This is a genomic window from Chitinophagales bacterium (genome assembly GCA_020635995.1).
GTDB lineage: Bacteria > Bacteroidota > Bacteroidia > Chitinophagales > UBA8649 > JAFMKE01.
Window position 1 is genome coordinate 836,246 of the sequence record JACJYS010000001.1, and the last position, 23,698, is coordinate 859,943.

15 protein-coding genes are annotated in these 23,698 nt (G+C 33.1%); 13 read left to right on the top strand and 2 right to left on the bottom strand.

The genetic code is table 11. The annotated features are described in order from the left end of the window. Window positions 1–83: 83 nt before the first annotated feature. Both H6578_03620 and H6578_03625 read right to left on the bottom strand, forming a co-directional pair. Entirely contained in the window at window positions 84–5,573 is a 5,490-nt protein-coding gene (locus tag H6578_03620; GenBank protein MCB9226251.1) for a gliding motility-associated C-terminal domain-containing protein, read from the bottom strand. 60 nt (window positions 5,574–5,633) lie between these two features. After that, window positions 5,634–10,397 (bottom strand): hypothetical protein, encoded by a 4,764-nt coding sequence (locus H6578_03625; protein ID MCB9226252.1) that lies wholly within the window; start codon window positions 10,395–10,397, stop codon window positions 5,634–5,636. 24 nt (window positions 10,398–10,421) lie between these two features. On the opposite strand from H6578_03625, the gene tsaD reads away from it, so the two are divergent. From tsaD to murD, 13 genes are all read left to right on the top strand, one after another. Further along, entirely contained in the window at window positions 10,422–11,441 is a 1,020-nt protein-coding gene (tsaD, locus tag H6578_03630) for a tRNA (adenosine(37)-N6)-threonylcarbamoyltransferase complex transferase subunit TsaD (protein ID MCB9226253.1), read from the top strand. Between the two features lie 85 nt (window positions 11,442–11,526). Further along, window positions 11,527–12,558, top strand: a complete 1,032-nt coding sequence (locus H6578_03635; GenBank protein MCB9226254.1) for a rhodanese-related sulfurtransferase — start codon at window positions 11,527–11,529, stop codon at window positions 12,556–12,558. Between the two features lie 234 nt (window positions 12,559–12,792). Then, window positions 12,793–13,839 (top strand): nucleoid-associated protein, encoded by a 1,047-nt coding sequence (locus H6578_03640; GenBank protein ID MCB9226255.1) that lies wholly within the window; start codon window positions 12,793–12,795, stop codon window positions 13,837–13,839. 207 nt (window positions 13,840–14,046) lie between these two features. Then, the gene (locus H6578_03645; GenBank protein ID MCB9226256.1) at window positions 14,047–14,442 is read left to right on the top strand and encodes a hypothetical protein; all 396 of its coding nucleotides are present in this window, start codon (window positions 14,047–14,049) and stop codon (window positions 14,440–14,442) included. Between the two features lie 489 nt (window positions 14,443–14,931). Next, window positions 14,932–15,402 (top strand): division/cell wall cluster transcriptional repressor MraZ, encoded by a 471-nt coding sequence (mraZ, locus tag H6578_03650; GenBank protein MCB9226257.1) that lies wholly within the window; start codon window positions 14,932–14,934, stop codon window positions 15,400–15,402. Between the two features lie 6 nt (window positions 15,403–15,408). After that, on the top strand, window positions 15,409–16,317 hold the full coding sequence (rsmH, locus tag H6578_03655; GenBank protein MCB9226258.1) for a 16S rRNA (cytosine(1402)-N(4))-methyltransferase RsmH: 909 nt from the start codon (window positions 15,409–15,411) through the stop codon (window positions 16,315–16,317). Between the two features lie 5 nt (window positions 16,318–16,322). Then, complete coding sequence (locus tag H6578_03660) at window positions 16,323–16,667, top strand: hypothetical protein (protein ID MCB9226259.1); 345 nt, start codon at window positions 16,323–16,325, stop codon at window positions 16,665–16,667. Continuing rightward, on the top strand, window positions 16,657–18,792 hold the full coding sequence (locus H6578_03665; protein MCB9226260.1) for a PASTA domain-containing protein: 2,136 nt from the start codon (window positions 16,657–16,659) through the stop codon (window positions 18,790–18,792). The genes H6578_03660 and H6578_03665 overlap by 11 nt, the downstream gene beginning before the upstream one ends. Further along, a complete protein-coding gene (locus H6578_03670; GenBank protein MCB9226261.1) occupies window positions 18,789–20,255 on the top strand; it encodes a UDP-N-acetylmuramoyl-L-alanyl-D-glutamate--2,6-diaminopimelate ligase in 1,467 nt (488 codons plus the stop codon). The genes H6578_03665 and H6578_03670 overlap by 4 nt, the downstream gene beginning before the upstream one ends. A gap of 44 nt (window positions 20,256–20,299) precedes the next feature. Beyond that, window positions 20,300–20,662 (top strand): four helix bundle protein, encoded by a 363-nt coding sequence (locus tag H6578_03675; GenBank protein MCB9226262.1) that lies wholly within the window; start codon window positions 20,300–20,302, stop codon window positions 20,660–20,662. A gap of 35 nt (window positions 20,663–20,697) precedes the next feature. Continuing rightward, window positions 20,698–21,951 (top strand): phospho-N-acetylmuramoyl-pentapeptide-transferase, encoded by a 1,254-nt coding sequence (locus H6578_03680; GenBank protein ID MCB9226263.1) that lies wholly within the window; start codon window positions 20,698–20,700, stop codon window positions 21,949–21,951. Window position 21,952: 1 nt separating this feature from the next. Further along, entirely contained in the window at window positions 21,953–22,339 is a 387-nt protein-coding gene (locus H6578_03685; GenBank protein ID MCB9226264.1) for a hypothetical protein, read from the top strand. Next, on the top strand, window positions 22,340–23,683 hold the full coding sequence (gene murD, locus H6578_03690) for a UDP-N-acetylmuramoyl-L-alanine--D-glutamate ligase (protein ID MCB9226265.1): 1,344 nt from the start codon (window positions 22,340–22,342) through the stop codon (window positions 23,681–23,683). It begins immediately after the preceding gene. The last annotated feature ends 15 nt before the right edge of the window (window positions 23,684–23,698 follow it).

Here is a 23,698-nt window from a genome sequence, read left to right on the forward strand (position 1 = left end):
TTTAGCCTCTAAATCCTCCTCGGGGGACTTTCCTTAATTATACCTAATTACTTAATTACCTTTATAGTCTGTAGATATAAGTGTTACCTCAACAATGTTATACTTCCTTTATCGGAAACTACATCATCATTTAGGAATGTAATTTTAATGTAGTAATTATATACGCCCGGATTTTGGTCTTTACCTTTGTATGTGCCATCCCACTCTGGGTCAATAGAACTTGACTCAAATATTTTTTCGCCCCAGCGGTTAAATACCATCATATCTATATATTTTATATGATTTCCATATACTTTAAATGTATTGTTGGTATTGTCAAACCCACTTGGTGTAAAGGCGTTAGGTATAAAATACTGATTGGGGTTAAGCACTTCTACATAAATATCTGCATAAGCTTGGCAGCCATTTTCGTCTGTAAAAACTAATGCGTATTCTGTACTTTGGTAGGTATTAACAAAAGGCTCTGCACAGTCGGTACAGCTTAATCCTTCTGCTGGCGACCACTCATATTGATATACTGTACCTGATGCAGATGTCATATTTGCACTCATGGTAAATGTTTGTCCTAATGTAATGCTTGTATCTCCAGGGTTAATTTCTACAAAAACAGGGTCTGGGTCATTTAACTGTACTTGAATACTGGTTTCGCAACCATTAACATCTGTAACACTTGCTACATAGTTTCCTTCAGCTATATTTAAGAAAATACCATTGCTATTTGTGGTACTACCTAAAGTATAAATATAAGGTGTGGAAGTGCTATTAACTGTACCTCCTGTAGCGGTTAATATTACTTGTCCGTTGTCATTGCCAAAACAAGATGGATTAATTACACTATCACTTAGCATTAATTCCGTTGGTTCTGCAATTTGTACTACTAAAGTATGCTCGCAACCATTGGCATCCTGTACCCACGTAGCATAATCTCCGGCAGGCAAGTTGCTAAATAAGCCTGTTGAGTTTTGTAGTGTATTATTATTTACTAAGAAATAAGTGTAAGGAGTTGCTCCATTATAAGCACTCAGTTGCACGCTTCCACTTTCTTCGCCAAAGCAAAGAACATCACTAACATTAGCCAATAAACTATCTACACCGCTTTGATTATTTATTTGAGCTGTGCCATTAGTGCTACAGCCGGCATTATCTTGAACCACTATATTGTAGCTACCTTGTGATAGATTATCAAATACATTACTTGATTGGAAATTAGCTCCGCCATCAATACTATATGATAAAGGTGTTGTTCCGTCTATTGCGGTTATGGTAATACTTCCATCTGCACTATTACAATTTTCATCTGTTGCTGTAATATCAGTAATAGAAGGATTTGTGCTACTGGCTATTTGTGCTGTAGTATTGGTAGAGCAGTTATTGGCATCATTTACTACAATATTATATGTACCTGCTGTCAATCCTGTAAAAGAACCACTACTTTGTGTTGTTGTGCCTCCGTCTATACTATAAGTTAATGGAGCTACACCTCCAGAGGCTGTAATGGTAATAGTTCCGTTTGCATTACCACAAGAAGTATTAACTGTGGCAACATTTGAAATAGCAGGTCCACCAATATTGTTTATTTGAGCTGTGCTATTATCTGAACAGCCACTGGCATCTTCAACTACTATACTGTAAGAACCACTCGGCTCGGTATTAAAAATATTGCTTGTTTGAAAAGTAGAACCACCATCTATACTATAAGAAAGTGGAGCAGTACCTCCCGAAGCAGTTATGGTAATAGAGCCATCGGCATTTCCGCATGTAGCATCTGTTGTAGTTACATTACTTATAGTAGGGCTACTACTACTTGAAATATTTGCAGTAGCTGTAGCTGGGCAGTTATTAGCATCATTTACTACTATATTATATGTACCCGCTGTCAATCCTGTAAATGAACCACTACTTTGTGTTGTTGTGCCTCCGTCTATACTATATGTTAATGGAGCTGTACCACCTGTGGCTGTAATGGTAATAGTTCCATTTGTATTGCCACAAGAAGTATTAACCGTAGCAACATTTGAAATAGTAGGACCATTAGCATTGCTAATAGTGGCGGTGCTATCATCTACGCAAAGGTTAGCATCTCTAACATAAACGGTATAAGAACCTGCACCTTGATTAGAAAATACATTACTTGCTTGATAAGTTGTACCGTCTATACTATATTGTAAAGGAGCAGTACCTCCAGAGGCTGTAATGGTAATAGTTCCATCATTGTTTCCACAGGTAGCAGGAGTATTAGTTACATCGGTAATAATAGCTCCGCCTGTATTGCTGATAGTAGTAGTACTATCATCTACGCATAAATTGGCATCTCTAACATACACGGTATAAGAGCCTGCACTTTGGTTAGAAAATACATTACTTGCTTGATAAGTTGTACCGTCTATACTATATTGTAAAGGAGCAGTTCCTCCCGATGCGGTAATGGTTATTGTTCCGTCATTGTTTCCACAGCTTGTAGGCGTATTAGTTACATCGGTAATAATAGCTCCGCCTGCATTGCTGATAGTAGTAGTGCTATCATCTACACATAAGTTGGTATCTCTAACATACACGGTATAAGAACCTGCACTTTGATTAGAAAATACATTACTTGCTTGATAAGTAGAACCGTCTATACTGTATTGTAAAGGAGCAGTTCCTCCAGAGGCTGTAATGGTAATGGTGCCATCAGCGTTTCCACAACTGGCTGGCGTAGTTGAAATAGCATTAATTGATGATCCATTCACAGAAACAGTTTCTATACTACTAGCAGGGCAAGTACCTAATAAGCTATATTCTATACTATATGTTGTTCCAGATACTTCATTACTTATTTCTCCTGTTGTTGAATTAATTGAAGCTCCGTCAGAAGGTATAGGGTTGAATGTAAATATACCTCCCACTGTTGTAATATTTGTAGGTCCATTAATTGTACCATAACAAAAATCATTAAAATTAAAAGAAGCGTCTGTTTGTGTAGGATTTATTAAAGTATCTTCAAAAGTTTGTTGACATGTAGATCCTGAATTAATTATTGTTACCGTAAAATTATCAAACCACATAGAGTATTCAGCAGCTCCGCCAGATAGAATATCAAAACTATGACTTCCAGCACTCATTGTTATTGTAAAACAATATTGAGTCCAAGCAGTGTTTGTAGGAACAAGAACATTATTCCCAACTCTTACTCCATCTACACCTAAACTAAAATATGCATTAGCAGTATTTTGTCCAGGTGCACCACTACCTTGAGGACCTGAATAATCAACACATATTTCAACAGTTTCACCACCAATAAAACTGTAACTTGGTGTTGAAATTATATTGTCTCCTCCTGCATAAAAGTAAACATATCCATTTCCACCACTTGCACCTAATGAATTTGTATAATTTGTAGAACTGGCTATACAACCCCTGTTTCCAGCTGCATAAACTGGATGAATTCCGTCAAAAACTTGTCCAGCATCATTTCCACAAGTAAAACCAGTTGGGCAATCACAACTTCCGCCTGGTCCTTGTTCAAAATCATAATTAGAGTTTAGAATTGTTGAAGTTGAAGATTCTACTAATACTGAATAATTGCCACTACATAAATTTGATATTGAATTACTATTTGAACCTATAATATTGTTCAATTCATCATACCAAGTATAAGTAAGTCCTACAGAAGATGGATAAACTTGAATTCCACCATTACATGAATCATGACAAGTTGGGTTATAAGAAACCACTGAATCTATCACTAAACCAGAAGCTTGGTTTAATGTTATAACTGTATCTTTAGAGCAAGCCTGTGTTACATCTGTAACGGTTAAATTATAAGTGCCGGCAGCTATGTTGTTTAAATCTTGATTGCTTCCTTGTCCACTTGTCCAGTTGTAAGTATAGTTTCCCGAACCATTTGTAATGCTAATATCTATAGCTCCATTACTTGCTCCACAAGTAGGTTGCGTTACTACTGCTCCTATATTAAAATTGCAACAGTTGTTATCTATAGTAATGGTTACATCATCAGAAGCACTTGTACATCCTGCTGTATCAGCTACATTTAGGGTATATGTAGATGTAGCCGTAGGGCAAACAGTAGGATTTAGCGATGTTGAGTTTGTCATATTAGTAGTAGGCGACCAAGTGTAATTTCCTGTATAAGAAATTTCGGGGTCGTCAAAAGTAATAGACCAACCGGAAAGTGTTCCTAAACCAAAACCAATACCACTTCCTCCATCAAATTCTAAAGTCCAAACACCTTCTGTAGAGCAACCGTCTAATACTGAAAAAGGCTCATTTGGATTCCAAGTTCCGGAAGTAGGGAAAGTTCCTGAATTTATATTTGCTCCACCGGAAGGAACAAAACAAACACTATTATATCCTTGTGTAGCAACACCTGCCGGCACAAGGGTTATGGTACAGTTGTCGGGAGTAGTAACTGTTAAAGTAAAGCTACTTACATCTAAATTACACATATCTCCAAAACTAATAGGAGTTCCGTTACAATTGCAACCATTTAAAAAATCTGTACACAATTGAGAACCACTAAAATCAAATGAATTTACACATATTTCAGTTATTAATCCGGGTGTAATTGTTTGTGCGTTCATACCTTGTACATTTACATTTACAGATGCAGAACCGGTTGCTACTACGGCAAAATCATTGTTTTCAAACTGTCTAACTGCTGCGGGATTTTTAATTACCGTAGCTTCTCCTACTAAATCTACACATTCTCCTGCACATATTGTTTGAGCTGTATCGGCAGTAACTCTAAATGTGGGTGGCGATACATTTACCGTTACTTGATCGGTACAAGTGGTAGTGCCATTTGACATGGTTACGGTATAAGTAGTAGTAGTTTGTGGGCAAACAGGTGTAGGATTAGTACCTCCACTATTGCCTACTCCATAAGAATAACCATCATGTTGCCATACAATTTCATAAGTTGCATCATTAAAATAAATATCTACGTTGTCTAAACCCCAGTGGTCATATTCTGCACCTGAGTCATTATCTTGAAACCAACGGAATTGAGTATTGTTGGTTAATCCGCCAGCCGGAACAGCAAAACACCATGTATTCCAGTTTATTAATGACGGGTCATTTCCCCCATTAGGATCAAAATAATTAATATCCGTCCAAGTAGTTCCTCCGTCTATTGAATATTGAATGGCTACTCCTTCGTCTGGCTCATCCGGTCCTTCGCAAGGCGTAGCATTTCCTTGTTCTGCAAAAACCATATCAAAACAAATAGTAGCACCGGCTACGGCAGCAGTAAAATCGTAAGCAGTTGTGGTTAATATTCTGGGTACACTTGCTGCATCACCCATCCATAAGTATTGTGTGCCGCTGGGGTGTGGATTACAAAGCGTAGAGGTAATAGTTGCTTGTGAAGTGGATTGCCACCCTGTAGGTGCACCACTATTAAAATCTTCGGTAAAAACAGAAAGTCCCTGTCCTTGTCCAAAAGCTGTAAGCTGTGTACAATCTCCACAAACTATATCTGCGGGTAAAACGGTAGCAGTAAGTTCGCATTGAGCATATATTTCAGCATAAAAAAAGAATAAAGAACAAAGGAATGCAGTAAATTTTAATTTCATTTTATTGGTTTTAGTAAAAAACGTGCTAAAGTTAATAAAATATTAAATTAAATTATAGTTTTAGTTAACAGAATCTATTTTATTTTTAAATAAAAATTCGTCTTTCTTAATTTTTAGGTCTTTAAAATTGTCAAATTCCCTTCTAAAAGACAAGCCTATGCCAGCTCTGGTGGTATTGGTTTGATAAAAATAATCGTAGTCTGTAATAGTAAAAGTTTTTATTCTAAACCTCTTATTTTTTGTTAATGCATATTCTATACTTGCATTTCCACCTAAATAAGTAGTATTTGTATTGTTGGTTCCTAATTGGTTTTGTCCAAAATCTAAATTCCCTCCTACATTTATAATAATTCTATCTTGCAAAAATCGGGTGGTTAATGCCAGTTGTAATTCTCTTCGTAATGCTAAATCTTCAATATTGCCTTGAGGTGCTAAATTTTGCTCATAGTTTCTATAGTTTAAGTTAAAACTAACATTATCAGAAAAATTGGATAGCCAGTCGTTTAAATATCTTGAAATTTGATTAGATAAAAATTCACTAACTGTGTTGGCAGCATCATTTACGTTTAAGTTAAAACCATTGGTTATTTGGTCTAAACTACTTAGTGGTGGCAAAAATTGATTTAATACTAACAAACCAAAAACTTGTCGGTTCATTTCATTTTCATACTGTTGAAGCGTTATTAATTTTCTATCGGTATAATTTTTTAGTGTAGGGCTTACCTGCGATAATTCTATATCAAAATCAATATTGGGAGCATAAAGTTTATCGGATAGCTTAAGCAATAAACTGACAGGTATTCTGTTTTTTGCATCTGAAGATAGTTGGTCGTCTATAGTAGTAGAAGCTTTTAAATAATCTTCTATCAATGGCTCCGGAGCTGCTCGCAAATTATAGCTGGCATCAACATCTACTATGGTTTCTTCTATATCTCCTTGAAAACTAAGTGTGCTTCCCGGCTGAATTCTAAATTTCTTATTTACAATATTTTGTAAGGTAAATAAATAATCTCCATCGGCTATTAAATATCTTCCATAAAACTGTACATCACCTTCTTTTGGTACATTAATTTTTACATTTCCATCTCCTACTACTTGCAGTATATCACCCGATGTTTGGTCTAAAATAATAAATAATTCACAATCTTGATCTACCGTTAAATCCAAATTTACAGTAAGCCCATTTACTTTAAATTTTTCTTTATATTTATCTAAATATTTATTGTTTTCTGAGGTATCTTTTTTTACAAAAGTGTAAAACTCATAGTTGCTTATACTTCCTTCTTCGTCAAGAGGAATATAAATTTCCGTTTTAGATTCACTTTCTCCTTTTATATTTATGGTAATATCGTTTGTGTAGCCTTTAAAACTAACATCTCCTTTCATATATGCTGTGCCATAAAAATCTTTATTGTCATCATAAGTGGTATTTAAACCCTGCAATTTTGGCGTAGTTACATCTATATCTAATGCAAAATCTTTTAAATGGTTGTGCAGCACCCAACCTCTGCCATAGGCTTCATTTCCATCTTCATCTGTTACCCTTATTGCATCACCAAGATAAATTCCTTTTTTATTAAACTCTACTCTGTGGTTTTTTATATTGTATGTAGTTTGCAAGTAGCTAACAGTTGTAGTTACATCATTTATGTTTAAGTATCCAAGTAAATCTAATTTGTTTTTATAACCTACAAGTTTTAATTTCCCTGTTACAGTTCCTTTGGTATTATCTATATATTCTTGTATAAAATCTTCTACGGTATAAATAGCAAGATTTTTAATGTCAAAGTTTATATCTACATCTTTATTGGTAGCATTTTTAGCAAAAGAATAGGTGCCGTTTATATCTACTTCATTATCGTTGCCAAATAAGTTGGCATTAATTTTTACTTTATTGTTAGGCAAATCTAAATTGGCATTAGCATTCAAATTGCCTATTTTGTATTCGTTTACTTTAATGTTTTCAACCATTATGTTTCCAAAAACACCGGGTTTTTCGCCCGAAACATCTACACCTACTTTTCCGTTTACTACACCTTTTAAATTTATATTTTTTGCTTTTAAAAATTGTGTAAAATCCTCAACCATTATGTTGTTTAAAAGTACATCGGCTTTTTTATTTTCTATGCCTAAATCTAAATTGATAAGCAGTTCAGAAACTCCGTTGTAAATTCTTAAATTTTTAGATTCTATTTTCTCACTAATATTTATTTCGTTGTCTTCATCTATTACCCAAAATTGATTGTTTATCAATAAGTTAGAAGGCTCAAAAGCTATTTTAAGTCTTTTATTTTTGGTAATTAATTTGGCTAATAATTCTACAGAAGTATTTTTTATTCCGTTGCCATAAAGTTTTAAATCTAAGTAATTCCTTGGGCCGTTTATAAGTAAACTAACATCTTTAACTATTACGCTATCTTTTAAATAAATAGTTGGTACTGAATTTATTACGTCATAATTTCCATCAGCTATAAATATGTTTGAGTTGTAGTCTATTATACTTAGAGTTTTATATTTTAAAACAGGTACTTTTATTTTTGCTAATAAACTATTGGTGTTTGAATTTAGATTTCCTCCTATTTCACTTTTCTCTAAAATTTTAATATCGGGATTTAACAGACTCAAAAGCTCAGGATTTTCTTTAATTTCTATATCAAATTTTATTATTTGGTCTGCTACTTTCTCTTTAAAGTTGGTTAGTAAAACAGATTTAAAAGCATCGGGAATTTTTTGCAATTCAAAATTTCCTTGAATAAAGGCATTAACTTGGTCTGAAACTAGGGTAATTTTCTTTTCTCCATTTACAAGCATTCTACTACTCAAATCTATATGAGCTAAATTGTATTCTTTATCTCTCGTAGCTATTTTTAGGTTATCAATATTCAAATCGCCAACTACGTCATTTATGTTGGTAGCCATAAAATTGGCATCTACTTCTCCAGAAAAGATTGCTTCTTTGTTCCAAAGGTTAAGTTTTTGTGGATTAATATGTTTTACATCGGCATTAAATGCAAAAGCAAAAGGTTTTGAATTGGTATTTACCTTTCCGTTAAAATCTACTTTTAAATTTTCGTCATCTATACTTAAATCACCCTCAAAAAATTTATTTTTAACCTGCCCGTTTATGTCTATGTTTTTATAGGAATAGTTTTTAAAGTTTATTTCTTGAACTTCTCCGTCTAAGTTTACATCTAAATTTTCTAAACTAACGCCTTCGCCTGTTCCGTTTACATTCATGGTAACATTGCCAAATAATTGCTCATTATTAAAGAATTTGCCCAAATCAAACTGTTTAAAAGCTATAATTCCCGAGTATTTTGGAATATTATCATCGCTTATTTTAAAATTCAAATCGGTAGTAGCTCGTCCTACGGCTGTAATGAAATTTCCATTCATTACAAAATCTTTAATAAACCCGTCAAAACGACCGTCAAATTTCACTTGCCCTAATGATTTTAAGTTTTCCGGAATTTTTAAATTTGGTGCCAACTTTTGTAAATCGCTGTAATCTATGCTTAATCTTGAAACCTTACCGCTTATAAATGTTTCATTAATATTGGGCAGTCCGTTCATGGAAAATTCACCATTAAAAATAACATTGCTTGCCGTTTGAAAACTTAAATTTTTTGAGTTGAAATTTTTTACTTTACCATAAATTTCGCCACTTAATTTAATGGGATATCTTACCCTAAATTTTGAAGTATTTACAAAATAATTAATATCGTTAGGGTGTATGGTTGAAGGCTTTAAGTTAAAATCAATGTTAATGTTATTGATAAAATTATTGAAATCAACCAAAGAATCATATCGCAAACTTGCATCCGCCAGTATTTTACTTTTATTGGTTTGTAGTTCAAAATCATTTAGCTTAATAGCCGCATTGCCAAACTGCACTACAGTGCTTAAATTATCTATCCAAAATTTGTCATTTTCGTTTAAACTTAAGCTATTAATATTGGCAGAAAGGCTGTCTTTGCCTACTTCTACTTTTTTAGCCAATAAATTTATGTTGTTAAGTTTTAGATTATTTGGGTTAAAGTCAGCGGCAAAAGTGTCTGTTGCAAGGTTATTTTTTAACGTAAAAAAGCCGTTGGTAAGGTTAACATTGCCACTTATTATTTTAACAGGCAGATAAAACCCTTTGTGCGTATCTTTTTTCTTTTTATCGGGATTAGCGGGGTTTAAACTTAAAGCTACATTTGGATTATTAACTATTAAATTTTCAAGCAAAATTAGGTCATTGCCCAATTTAAACATATCAAAATCTAAATTTACGGTATCGGCTAAAGCTGTTAATTTAAGTCCGCCATATTCATCATTATAATTAACTTTTGTGTTATAAAAATTAGTGTTTCTAACTATAATATCCCACGGAATAGTGGCAGTTGAATTAGTTGTTTTTTTATTATCTCCGCTTAGTTTAATGTAGTTAATATTAAATAAACTATCGTTGTACGCTCTATTTATGTTTAAGTAAAATTCATTAGCCTCTACGTTTTTTAAGGTTATTTTCTTTTGCAAAAACGAAAAATAGCTAAAATTAGCTTGTAAATCTCCTAAGTAAAAAATAGTGTCATTTTTGGTATCTTTGGCATAGAGTTTATGTAGCTCAATTTTATTAAAAAATTCAATATTTACATTATCTATTTCAATATCTACGCCCAGTTGTTTAGAAATAGATTTAGTTATTTTTTGAACAATAAAGGTTTGTACTTTAGGTGTTCTGATAGCATAAAAGATTCCTAACAAAAATATAATAAGCACTATGAAAAACAATAGTGTTACTTTTGCACTTGATTTTACTATTTTTTTTAAACTTGCCAAAATTATATAAACGCTTCAAAGATAATGAATAGCACGAAAGCAAAGAATATTACTTTACTTGCCATAGAATCATCTTGCGATGACACATCGGCTGCCGTAGTACAAAACGGCAAAGTGCTTGCCAATGTTATAGCCAGCCAAGCTATACACACTGAATGGGGCGGAGTAGTACCTGAATTGGCATCAAGGGCACACCAAGAAAACATAGTGCCGGTGGTAGATAGTGCCTTGAAAAAAGCAAATGTTAAAAAAGAAGAAATAACAGCAATAGCTTTTACGGGCGGACCTGGTTTGTTGGGTTCTTTATTGGTAGGTGTTAGTTTTGCAAAATCTATGGCGTTTGCACTGGGCGTGCCTTGCGTGGCAGTGCACCACATGAAAGCCCACGTCTTGGCTCATTTTATAGATGAACCTAAGCCTCAGTTTCCATTTCTTTGTTTAACGGTATCGGGTGGGCATACGCAGATAGTTTTAGTGAAAGATTATACAAATATGGAGGTAATAGGCAGCACTATAGATGATGCTGCGGGTGAGGCTTTTGATAAATGTGCTAAAATGTTTGGACTTACTTATCCCGGAGGACCATTAATAGATAAATATGCTCAAAGAGGGAATGGTAAAGCATTCAAATTTACAGAACCAAGGGTGGGAGCTTATAATTTTAGTTTTAGTGGTTTAAAAACGGCAGTGCTTTACTTTATAGAAAAGCAACAAAAAGAAAATCCTGATTTTGTAAGTGATAATTTGAATGATTTATGTGCTTCATTGCAATATACCATAGTGTCTATTTTGATGAAAAAATTATTAAAAGCTGCTAAAGATTTAGGCATTAATCAACTGGCTATAGCTGGTGGCGTATCGGCTAATAGTTTACTAAGAAAAACACTAAAAGAACAAGAAAAGCACGGATATACTACTTTTATCCCCGATTTTCAATACTGCGTAGATAATGCCGGCATGATAGCCATAAGTGGTTATTATCAATATTTAGCTAATGACTTTGTAGGTTTAGATTTTGAACCTAAAGCGAGGTGGGAAATGTAAGGGTTTTTGCTTTTATTATACAAAATTTAGTTTTAACTTTGTATCGTTATTAATCATATCTTTTAATCTTTAAAAAGTTCATAGCATGAAACTGTGTAACCAAGTAGATAAAAGGGTGCTTAAAGAGCGTATAGCTAATAGTAATATAAAACGTACTACTATATCGTTTTATAAATATGCTAAAGTAGGCAACCCCCAAGTTTTTAGAGACCATCTCTATGTTAATTTTGAAAAATTAGGTGTTTTAGGAAGAATTTATGTAGCCCACGAGGGTATAAATGCTCAAATTTCTGTACCAACAGATAATTTGGAAGCATTCAGAGAGTTCCTTGATACTATTACGTTTTTGCAGGGAGTTAGGTTAAATATAGCCGTTCAAAATGCAGATGATTCCTTTTATAAATTAGCCATAAAATATCGCCCTAAAATTTTAGCCGATGGCTTAGAAGATGAAACTTTTGATGTTACGGATAAAGGTTTGCACTTAAATGCTGTAGATTTTAATAAAATTATTCAACAGGATAATACCGTGCTTATAGATATGCGAAACCACTACGAAACAGAGGTGGGGCATTTTAAAGGAGCTATTACGCCCGATGTAGATAATTTTAGAGATTCGCTACCTTTTATAGAAGATACCTATTTAAAAGGCAATGAAAAGAAAAACGTGGTAATGTACTGCACGGGCGGTATCCGATGCGAAAAAGCAAGTGCATGGTTTAAACATTTGGGTTTTGATAATGTTTATCAGTTAGAAGGAGGCATTATTAAATACGCCCACCAAATAGAAGAGCAAGGCTTAGAAAATATGTTTGTTGGCAAAAACTTTGTTTTTGACGAAAGACTTGAAGAAAGAATAAGTGATGATATTATTGCTAACTGCCACACTTGTGGCGAGCCTTACGATATACACACCAATTGTGCTAATGTGGCTTGTAATGTTTTGTTTATTCAGTGCCCTAAATGCAAGGAAAAATTAGATAATTGTTGCTCTGAAGAGTGCAAAGAAATAAATGCACTACCAGAAGAAGAGCAAAGAGCATTACGTAAAGGCAAAAAAAGTAAACGTAATGTTTTTAAAAAAGGCAGAAGCGAGAAGCTGATTTATAAAAAGTAGCTTTTTAATGGTTAATTGTTAGTGGTTAATGCTTAATTTTTGATAACTGTGTAGTATATATTGTACTATTATATATTTCTAAACGGCATTAAAAATAATATATCTTATGATATTCTTAAAGTTGTACTAAAGGGGAGCTTCGCACACATAGAAATTATATCTTTGCCCATAACACCACTTATAACGGTATAAAGCCATTGTTTTAATAACTATATAACAAAAATAATACTGCAAATGCTAAACACATCAGAAGCGAAAATCAATAAAATATCTATACATGAAATAGGTGTAAAAAATGAAAATGAGGGAATAAAAATATCTGATAATCCTATAGAAATAGGAGATGAGGTGTTAAGTGAATTGCTGTTTACGTACTTTTTTAAAAGTTTTAAAGTGCCAGAGTATTACAAATTTACTTTTAGCAATGGCGATGTAAACCTAAACCCCATGTTTAATTTTGTTAGAGCTATTTTTGATAATCCGGAATTGGCACACAATCAATCTATTTTTATAGCGAAGCATTTGTATGAGCAAAGTAGTCACCCAAATATAAAAGCAGGAGATTTATTGATAGCTTATATAGAGGATTTAGTGATAGATGAGCAAATGTATAATGCCATAGGTATTTTTAAGGCAGAAAGCAGAGATAGCTTTTTACAGTTTAAGCACTTAAATAAGCAGATAAATTTAGATTACGAAAAAGGCGTTAATGTAGAAAAGCTGGATAAAGGATGCTTAATATTAAATGACGAAGAAAGCGATGGCTTTAAAATATGTATAGTAGATAAAGCCAATAAAAACCAAGAAGCACAGTACTGGCGAGAAGATTTTTTAAATGTAGTGCCTAAGGATGATGATTTTCATAACACGGCTAATTTTATAGATTTAACCACTTCATTTGTTAAAGAAAAATTGGCAAGCGAATATGATATAGAAAAATTTGAAGAAGCAGGAATTATAAATAGAAGTAAGGAGTATTTTAAGCGTGTTGACCGTTTTGAAGAAGATGAATATACCGATAGAGTTTTTTTTAGCAATAAAGCCATAATGGATGATTTTAAAATGTATAAAAACGAGTTTGAGGAACGCAATAATGTGGACTTGCAAAATGAGTTTTTTGTATCGCCAGAAGCATTTAAAAAGAAATCAAGATTTATGAAAAGCATAATAAAATTAGATAAAAACTTCCATATATACGTACACGGCAACCACGATATGATAGAAAAAGACAAAGACGAAAAAGGCACTTTTTATAAAGTGTATTATTATGAGGAGAGTTAGGGCGGTGGCTTGTTTGAAAGCTAAACTTATCCGCCCCTTTCTTTATGAAAATATCAAAAATATTTCTTACATTTGGTTTATGAGTTTAATAGAAATAGTGGAAATTAGTAGAGATGACGAGCATAGGGACAAAGTGGTACAGTTAAATAAGATTGACCACAAGGCAAACAGTAATAACTTCTCCACCAGTTATAGATGAAAGTAGTAATGAATAGTGTTATTAAATATAATGCAATATTAATTTTTCTTATTTTGTTTAATAGATGTACATTTTCTGTTGATAAACAAATTGTAGGAAAGGTTTGGGTTATTGAAGAATGCTTATACTTTGAAGAATCAACTGAGGACACTATTTCTTTAATGCCTTACCTAAAAATAAATACACTCGTATTTAATATAGATAAAAGTTGTAGACACCCTTCATGGAATGGAGAAAATTGCGAATGGAGTTTGTTGAGCAATAGAGATTCAATAAAAATTATTTCAAATGACGACTTTATTTCTGGTGTTTTTAAAATCAAATTAAGGAATAGGAAAGAAAACAATGTGCTTGAAATGTGCTTAGAATCTAAAAGTATTTATTTAAAATGCGTAAAGTTATAGTGTAATGAGGGGGTAGCCCCAATGTTGGTAAGATTTTGTAGCTCGTACTTTTAAAAATCCCATATATCCGTAGCTACACTGCACCCTGTTCGTACGGCTTTGCCTACAGACTTACTAAGTAAGTCTTATTTGCAACTTTTCTAAGATAAATTTAACAGCATTCATTCACCGTATTTTTATTTTATGCAAGTAAAAGTGGGAATACTCCATATTTTAATTGGAGCATTTAGTAGAATAGTTTACCAATTTAAGCTAAAAATGTGGATAACTATACACATATTCATAACTCTAATCATATCAATGCTTTCTGAATTTACATCAACATTTAACTAACAAATTTCTTCATTAATCAACAGGTTTATCCACTAAAACAATAAAATCTGTGCAAAAAATGTTAATAATAAATAGGGTTAAAAAGTGTAGAAAAGTGGGAAAATGTGTCAAAAACGTATACTTTTATGTCAGATTTAAAAAATCGGTGGATAAATAATGAGTTTTTTAGGCGAATACGAAATTAAAATTGACAATAAGGGACGCTTGCGTTTGCCTACGGCTTTAAAGCAGCAGCTTAAGCCGGAGGTTAAAGGTCGCTTTGTGGTTAATAGAGGTTTTGAAGATTGTCTTGAAATCTATCCTTTTGATGTATGGGAAAAGGTTCGTGCTAAAGTGGAAAAACTAAATCAGTTTAAAAAGAAAGAACGCCAGTTTATCCGATACTTTTTGCGTGGAGCTACAGAAGTGGTGCTTGATTCTGCCGATAGATTAAATATTCCATCACACTTATTAAAGTATGCCGGTATTGATGGTGATGCTATATTAACGCCAGGCAAAAACACTTTAGAACTTTGGAATAAAGAAAAATATGAGGCAGAAATATCTATGGAGTCTGAAGATTTTGCCGATTTAGCAGAAGATGTGCTTGGAGATATGGATGTAGATATAAATGATGAAAAAGAATAAGCATTTATGGAGCAACAAGACTATCATATATCGGTATTGCTTCATGAGTGTACAGAGGCTTTGCAAATAAATCCTAACGGAAAATATGTAGATGTAACTTTTGGAGGTGGAGGACATAGTAAAGAAATACTTAAAAAATTAAACAAAGGTGTTTTATATGCTTTTGACCAAGATAAAGATGCTGTAGGAAACTTAATTGATAATGAAAATTTGGTTTTTGTGGGGCATAATTTTAGGTTTTTAAAACGCTTTTTAAAATACCGTGAAGCCATACCTGTAAACGGAATTTTGGCAGATTTGGGAATTAGTTCTTTTCAAATAGATGAAGGCGAGAAAGGTTTTTCTACCCGTTTTGACGGGCCATTAGATATGAGAATGAACCAAAGTGCAGCATTAACCGCACAAAAAATACTGGAACAGTATAGTGAAGATGATTTAGTGCGTGTTTTTTCTGAGTATGGCGAAGTGCGAAACTCAAAAACTTTGGCAAAAGAGATAGTGAACGCAAGAGGTAGGGGCGTAAAGTTTGAAACCACATCTTCTTTTATTTCTTTTTTAGAAGGCTTGGTTATGGGGGGGAATCCTAATAGGTATTTTGCTCAAGTTTTTCAGGCGTTAAGAATAGAAGTTAATGATGAAATGGAAGCTTTGAAAGAGATGTTGCAACAAGCTTACGAAGTTTTAGCCGAAGGAGGAATTTTGGCAGTTATTACTTTTCATTCTTTGGAAGACAGATTGGTAAAAAACTTTATGAAAACGGGAAATTTTGAAGGAGAGAGAATTACTGATGAGTTTGGGGTAAGCCAAAAGTATTTTAAAGTATTAACTAAAAAACCAATAGAAGCAAGTAAAGAAGAACTAAAACTAAATGCAAGATCAAGAAGTGCAAAATTGAGAGTAGCACAAAAGATATAAACTAAATGACAGAGGAAAACAACAATAGAATAGAACAAGTGAAAGAAACTTTGAAAGAAAGGTCAAAGTTTGATGACAAAAATTGGTTTAATAATCTACCATTAGTGTTGTTTATAGCTCTTTTAGGTGTACTTCATGTGGCTAATAATCATACGGCAGAGAGTAAAATAAGAAGAATAAATGCTGTAGAAAAAGATATAAAGGAATTGCGGTGGTTGTATATGACCTCAAAATCTGAGCTGATGTATAAAAGCAAGCAAAGTGAAGTGGCTAAAATGGTGGAAGAAACAGGTTTAAAAGAACTAACACAACCGCCTTATAAAATTAAAGTAGAAGAAAGTGAGTATTAATAAAAGAAAAGAAATAATGTGGCGTATGTGGCTGGCAATACTGTTTCCGGTATTGGCAGGCTGTGCTGTGGTATTTCAAACTTTTAAAATACAAGTTATAGAAGGTGCAGAATGGCGAGATATGGCAGATAGTCTTACAGTGGTATCAAGAACTATAGAGCCGGAAAGAGGAAATATATACTCTGAAGATGGGAGTTTGCTTTCTACCTCTTTGCCGTTTTTTGAGGTGCGTATAGATTTTAAGTCGGAGCCAATGACTGATGAAATTTTTAATAAAAATGTTGATTCTTTGGCTTATATGATGAGTCTTAAAATTGGAGCTAAAAGCAAAGATGCCTACAAAAAGGAGTTAATTAAAAATAGACAAAAAGGCAATAGATATTATTTAGTAAAAAGAAATGTTACTTATCCTGTGCTAAAAGATATGATGCAGTGGCCGTTTTTTAAGTTGGGTAAGTATAAATCGGGCATGATAGTATTGCAAAAAAACAAAAGAATAACACCTTTTGGCATTTTAGCAGAAAGAACTATAGGTTTTAAAAGAGTAGTACCTAATCCAAGTATAAAAGATAAAATGGATACCATTAGAGTGGGCATAGAAGGCGGTTTTGATGAATATTTGGCAGGAATAGAAGGGCAAATGTTGATGCAGCGTATTTCTGGTGGAAATTATATTCCATTGGGTGGAAACGGCAATATAGAACCTCAAGCCGGATATGATGTTACCATGACTATAGATGTTAATATGCAAGATGTTACAGAAGATGCTTTGTTAAAAACATTGCAAAATGTAAATGCAGATAATGGAACGGCTATAGTAATGGAGGTTAAAACGGGCAAAATAAAAGCCATTGCTAATTTGACTTATAGAAATAGTATAAACAATTATATAGAATACTACAATTATGCAGTGGGAGCCAATACAGAACCCGGCTCTACTTTTAAGCTGGTAACTATGGCGGCATTAATAGAAGATGGATATGTAAAAAATGTACTAAAAGATACGGTAAATATAGAGGGCGGAAAAAAGAAATTTGCCGATAGAAATATGAGAGATGTTCATCACTTTAAAAATGATGTAATTACGGTAAAAGAAGCATTTGCTCATTCTTCAAATGTGGGAACGGCAAAATTAACAGTAAAAGCTTATGGTAAAAATCCGGATAAATTTTACAATAAACTGTTAGATTTTCATTTAGATAATCCCGTAGGTATTGAAATTACTGGCGAAACTGCTCCTACAATTCATCCTCCTAAAGATTGGAGTTTGGTATCATTGCCGTGGATGAGCACAGGCTACGAAATGCAGTATTCTCCATTGCAATTATTAACTTTTTATAATGCCGTGGCTAATAATGGAAAAATGATGAAACCTTATTTGGTTTCTTCTATTGATGAGCTGGGAAAACCTGTTGAAAAATTTTCTCCAATAGTAATTGATAAACATATATTAAACGAAGGAACTATCAGTCAGCTAAAAATATTGTTAGAATCTGTTTTTGAAGAAGGCTCGGCTGTAAACCTGCAAGCTAAAAACTTTAAAATGGCGGGCAAAACAGGAACAGCCAGAATAGCAAATGCCGAAACTAATTATACCGATAAAATGTATCAAGCTTCTTTTGCAGGTTATTTTCCGGCAGATGACCCAAAATATTCTATGATAGTGGTAATTAACAATCCTAAAAAAGGATATTATGGAGGAGCAATAGCTGGACCGGTATTTAAAGAAGTGGCAGAAAAAGTGTATGCCAGTGGAATAGATTCTCATTCTGATATAGAAACCAAGCCTTTGGTGGCAGATTATAGCATACCAAGACTGGGAAATCTTAATGAAAAAGATGCAGAACAAATATATAACAGCTTAGGCTTTTCTTTTCATAGCGAAATTAATTCGGACTATGGTTTTGTAAAAAAATCTAATAATGCCATGACCTTAGCTTCAAATAATTTAGTAGATGGCTTAGTACCTAATATGGTAGGTATGGATTTAAAAGATGCGGTTTATGTAGCAGAAAAAAATGGACTAAAAGTAAATGTAGCAGGCAAAGGCAAAGTAATAAGCCAAAGCCTTAGTGCAGGAGAAAATTTTATAAAAGGACAAACAATAAGATTAACATTAGATTGAAAAAATTAAAAGACATATTACTTGGGGTTAGCATTGTAGATGTTGATGGAAATACTAATGTAAATGTATCTAAATTAACTTTAGATTCAAGAGCTGTAGAAAAAAATACCGTTTTTGTTGCCATAGAAGGTACACAAGTAGATGGACATTTATACATAAATAAAGCTATTGAAAACGGAGCAAGTGTTATTGTTTATGATAAATTAATAGAAAAAATTGTAGAAGGAGTAACATACGTAAAAGTTAAAAACTCATCTGAAGCGTTAGGAGTAATTTCTTCCAATTTTTACGACAATCCATCGTCAAAAATGCAGTTAGTGGCCATAACGGGTACTAATGGCAAAACATCGGTAGCCACATTGTTATATCAGTTGTTTACAAAAATGGGTTATGCTTGTGGTTTGCTTTCTACTGTAGAAAATAAAATAATAGACAAAGTAGTAAAAGCTACACATACCACACCTAATGCCGTAGCCATAAATGCACTTTTAGCAGAAATGGTAGCAGCAGGTTGCTCCTATTGTTTTATGGAAGCCAGCTCGCACGCTATTCATCAAAATAGAATGTTTGGTTTGCAATTAGCAGGAGCTGTTTTTACTAATTTAACACACGACCATTTAGATTATCACAAAACTTTTAAAGAGTATTTGTTAGCTAAAAAAGCTTTGTTTGACAATTTACCTAAAACAGCTTTTGCATTAGCTAATGCCGATGATAAAAACGGGAAAATAATGCTGCAAAATACAGTAGCCGCTAAAAAATATTATGCTATAAAAGGCAAAGCCGATTTTTCTGCCAGAGTTTTAGAAAGTGATTTTTCAGGTACAATGTTAAATATTAATGGCAATGAATTGCACGTAAAATTAATAGGCGATTTTAATGCTTACAATTTATTGGCAGTGTATGGCGTAGCAAAATTATTAAACCAAGAAACTACCGATGTGTTGGTGGCTATGAGTACACTTTCCGGAGCCGAGGGTAGATTTGAATATAGCATTTCTAAACAAAATAATGTAGTGGGAATTGTAGATTATGCACATACGCCAGATGCCTTAAAAAAAGTATTGGAAACCATTAATATGCTTAATTCAAAAAGAAACAACATAATAACCGTAGTAGGCTGTGGTGGCGATAGAGATAAAACCAAAAGACCTTTAATGGCTGCTATTTCTGCTAAGTTGAGCAATAAAGTTATACTTACTTCTGATAATCCAAGAACTGAGCAAGCAAGTGAAATATTGGCAGATATGATGAAAGGCATAGGTGTGTTAGAAAAGAAAAAAACCTTGGTAATAGAAAACAGAAAAGAAGCTATAAGAACAGCGGTAATGTTGGCAAATGAAGAAGATATAATATTAGTGGCAGGCAAAGGACATGAAAATTATCAAGAGATAAACGGAGTACGTCATCATTTTGACGACAAAGAAGAACTTTTGGCAGCTTTTGAATTAATGTGTGAATGATTGAATGTGTGAATTAGATAATTGGATAATGTGAGAATTTAAAAATGGGTGAAAAGAGAGAAAATATAGTTTTAAATAAATCAATACAGTTTTCAATGGATATAATTGAATTTACAGAACAACTATATGAAATGAAAAGATATAGACTTGCTGACCAAATCTTTGGAAGTGGAACTTCAATAGGAGCAAATGTTAGGGAAGCTCAGTCTGCTGAGAGTATAAAAGATTTTATTCACAAAATGAAAATAGCACATAAAGAAGCTTATGAAGTTGAATATTGGTTGTTGTTATGTAAGGAAAGTAAATATTATCCATTTGAAGAAAAATTATTGAAAGAAGCTGAAGAATTATTAAAAATTATTGGAAAAATAATTCATACTTCTAAACAAAACATAAAAAGAAATTGAATTATTAGAAAATTAAAAAATTCGCACATTAAAAGATGTTATACCATATTTTCCATACAATAGAGCAGTACATGCACCTTCCGGGAGCAAGATTATTTGAATTCTTGTCTTTCAGAGCGGCAATGGCGGCTATTTTGTCTTTAGTTATATCTATAATTTTTGGCGATTTAGTAATAAACAAACTTCGCAGGCTACAAATAGGCGAAACCGTAAGAGATTTGGGTTTAACAGGTCAGAAAGAAAAGCAAGGAACACCTACTATGGGCGGTATTCTTATTTTAATGGCTATTCTTATTCCCACTTTGTTATTTGCCAAACTAAATAATATTTATATTATCATAATGTTAGTAGCCACAGTTTGGATGGGCTTAATAGGTTTTTTAGATGATTACATTAAGGTTTTTAAGAAAAATAAAGAAGGATTAAAAGGCAAATTTAAAGTGGTAGGGCAAGTAGGCTTAGGCATATTTGTGGGAGCAGTTATGTATTTCCACCCCGATATATATGTAAAGCAAGAAGTATCTCAAAATGAAGCTACTAAGTTTCCTGTAGAGCAAATTTCTACCATTACAGATTTTGAAGGAGGAGAAAGATATATGGCAGCCATAGATGCACCTATTACCAATATTCCTTTTATAAAAGGCAATGAGTTTAACTACGAAAAAATACTAACCATTATCAATCCCGATTGGCGTTGGTTGGGTTGGATAATTTTTATTCCTGCGGTTATATTCATTATTACGGCAGTTTCTAATGGAGCTAATTTAACAGACGGAATAGACGGTTTAGCCACAGGTTCATCGGCTATTATTGGAGTAGTATTGTTTGTATTTACTTATGTTTCGGGCAATATTATTTTTGCTAATTATTTAGATATTTTATACATCCCCAATGCGGCAGAGCTTACCATTTTTGTGGCAGCATTTGTAGGGGCGTGTATTGGTTTTTTGTGGCAAAATTCATATCCGGCTAAAGTTTTTATGGGCGATACAGGAAGTTTAGCCATAGGTGGAATTATAGCCACCATAGCTATTTTAACCAGAAAAGAATTGCTATTGCCGTTATTGGCAGGCATATTTTTAGCAGAAAATCTGTCGGTAATACTGCAAGTAAGTTATTTTAAATACACCAAAAAGAAATACGGAGAAGGGAAAAGAATATTCCTAATGTCGCCATTGCATCATCATTACCAAAAGAAAGGGTATCATGAAGCAAAAATTGTAACCCGATTTTGGATAATAGGAATACTACTGGCAATATTAAGTATAGTAACATTAAAAATAAGATAAAATGAGAACGAAATTAATTTTTTGCGCAAGCGATGATGAAATGACCGAATTTATAGTTTGGTTAGATTTAGATAGAATACCTGAAAAATCGGATGAAGTAGATATTCATGCTTTTTTAAAGAAAAAAGATATTGATTATATAATAAGTACTATTCCAGAGGAAAGTTTGATGTTTTCATTCTTTTCCGTGTTTTCTGTAATATTAACAAAAGACGAAAAAGGCATTTATTACGCTATTTATATCAATTCTAATTATGAGGAAATGAATAATTTGTTTAGTCAACTTGGAGATGAAGATGATGACTTTGATTTTGATGAATTTGACGATTATGATGATGACGATTTTGAAGATTACGATGATGAAAGCGACAATTTATTTATTAATTAAGTGAATAAAACTAAAGCAATAGCAATACTGGGTGCTGCCGAAAGTGGCGTAGGCACTGCCATCTTAGCACAAAAGCAGGGATATACTGTTTTTGTGTCGGATTTTGGTGCTATAAAACCAAAGTATAAAGCTATGCTTACCCAAAATAATATTAAATGGGAGGAAGGTAAACATACTGAAGCGGAGATATTAAATGCTACTGAAGTAATGAAAAGTCCCGGAATACCGGAAAAAGCTCCAATTATTAAAAAAATTAGAGAAAAGGGAATTTCCATAGTTTCAGAAATAGAGTTTGCTTCACGCTATACCGATGCCAAAATTATAGGTATAACAGGTAGCAATGGAAAAACTACCACCACAAGTTTAACTTATCAATTGCTAAAAGATGCCGGGTATAATGTGGGTTTGGGTGGCAATATTGGAAAAAGTTTTGCTTATCAAGTGGCAACAGAAAAGTATGATTATTATGTATTGGAAATAAGCAGTTTTCAGTTAGACGATATTCAGGATTTTAAACCACATATTTCTGTAATAACAAACATAACACCCGACCATTTAGATAGATACAACTATAGTTTTGATAATTATATAGCATCTAAATTTAAGATAGCACAAAACCAAACTAAAGAAGATTTATTAGTGTATTGTGCCGATGATGAAGTGATAGAAAACTATATGAAAACGCATAAACTAAAAGCAACATTGCTACCTTTTTCTCAAATTAAAGAAGTGGATAAAGGAGCATATTTAGATAAAGAACAAATAACCATAAACCTAAAAAAAAAAGAAATTATTATGTCAATTAACGAGTTAGGACTAACAGGAAAACACAATGTTTACAATTCAATGGCAGCGGCTGTGGTAGCACGAGCTTCTGATATTAAAAAAGAGAACATTAGAGAGAGTTTGGAGCATTTTGAAAGCCTTGAACACCGCTTAGAGAAAGTGCTAAAAATAGGAGGTATTCAGTATATTAATGACTCAAAAGCCACCAATGTAAACTCTACTTGGTATGCTATGGAATGTATAGTTCAGCCTATGGTTTGGATAGCCGGTGGCGTAGATAAAGGTAATGATTATGACGTGCTAAAAGCTTTAGTGAGAAACAAAGTGCACACTATTATTTGCTTAGGTAAGGACAATAGAAATCTACATGAAGCTTTCTCGCATAATACGAGTTTAATGGTTAATGTTCAAAATATGAAAGAAGCAGTACGTTTAGCTAATCATTTTGCTAACAAAGGAGATGCTGTATTGTTATCGCCAGCGTGTGCCAGCTTTGATTTATTTGAAAACTATGAAGACAGAGGAAATCAATTTAAACAAGCAGTAAGGGAGTTGTAATAAAGCCATTAGCTT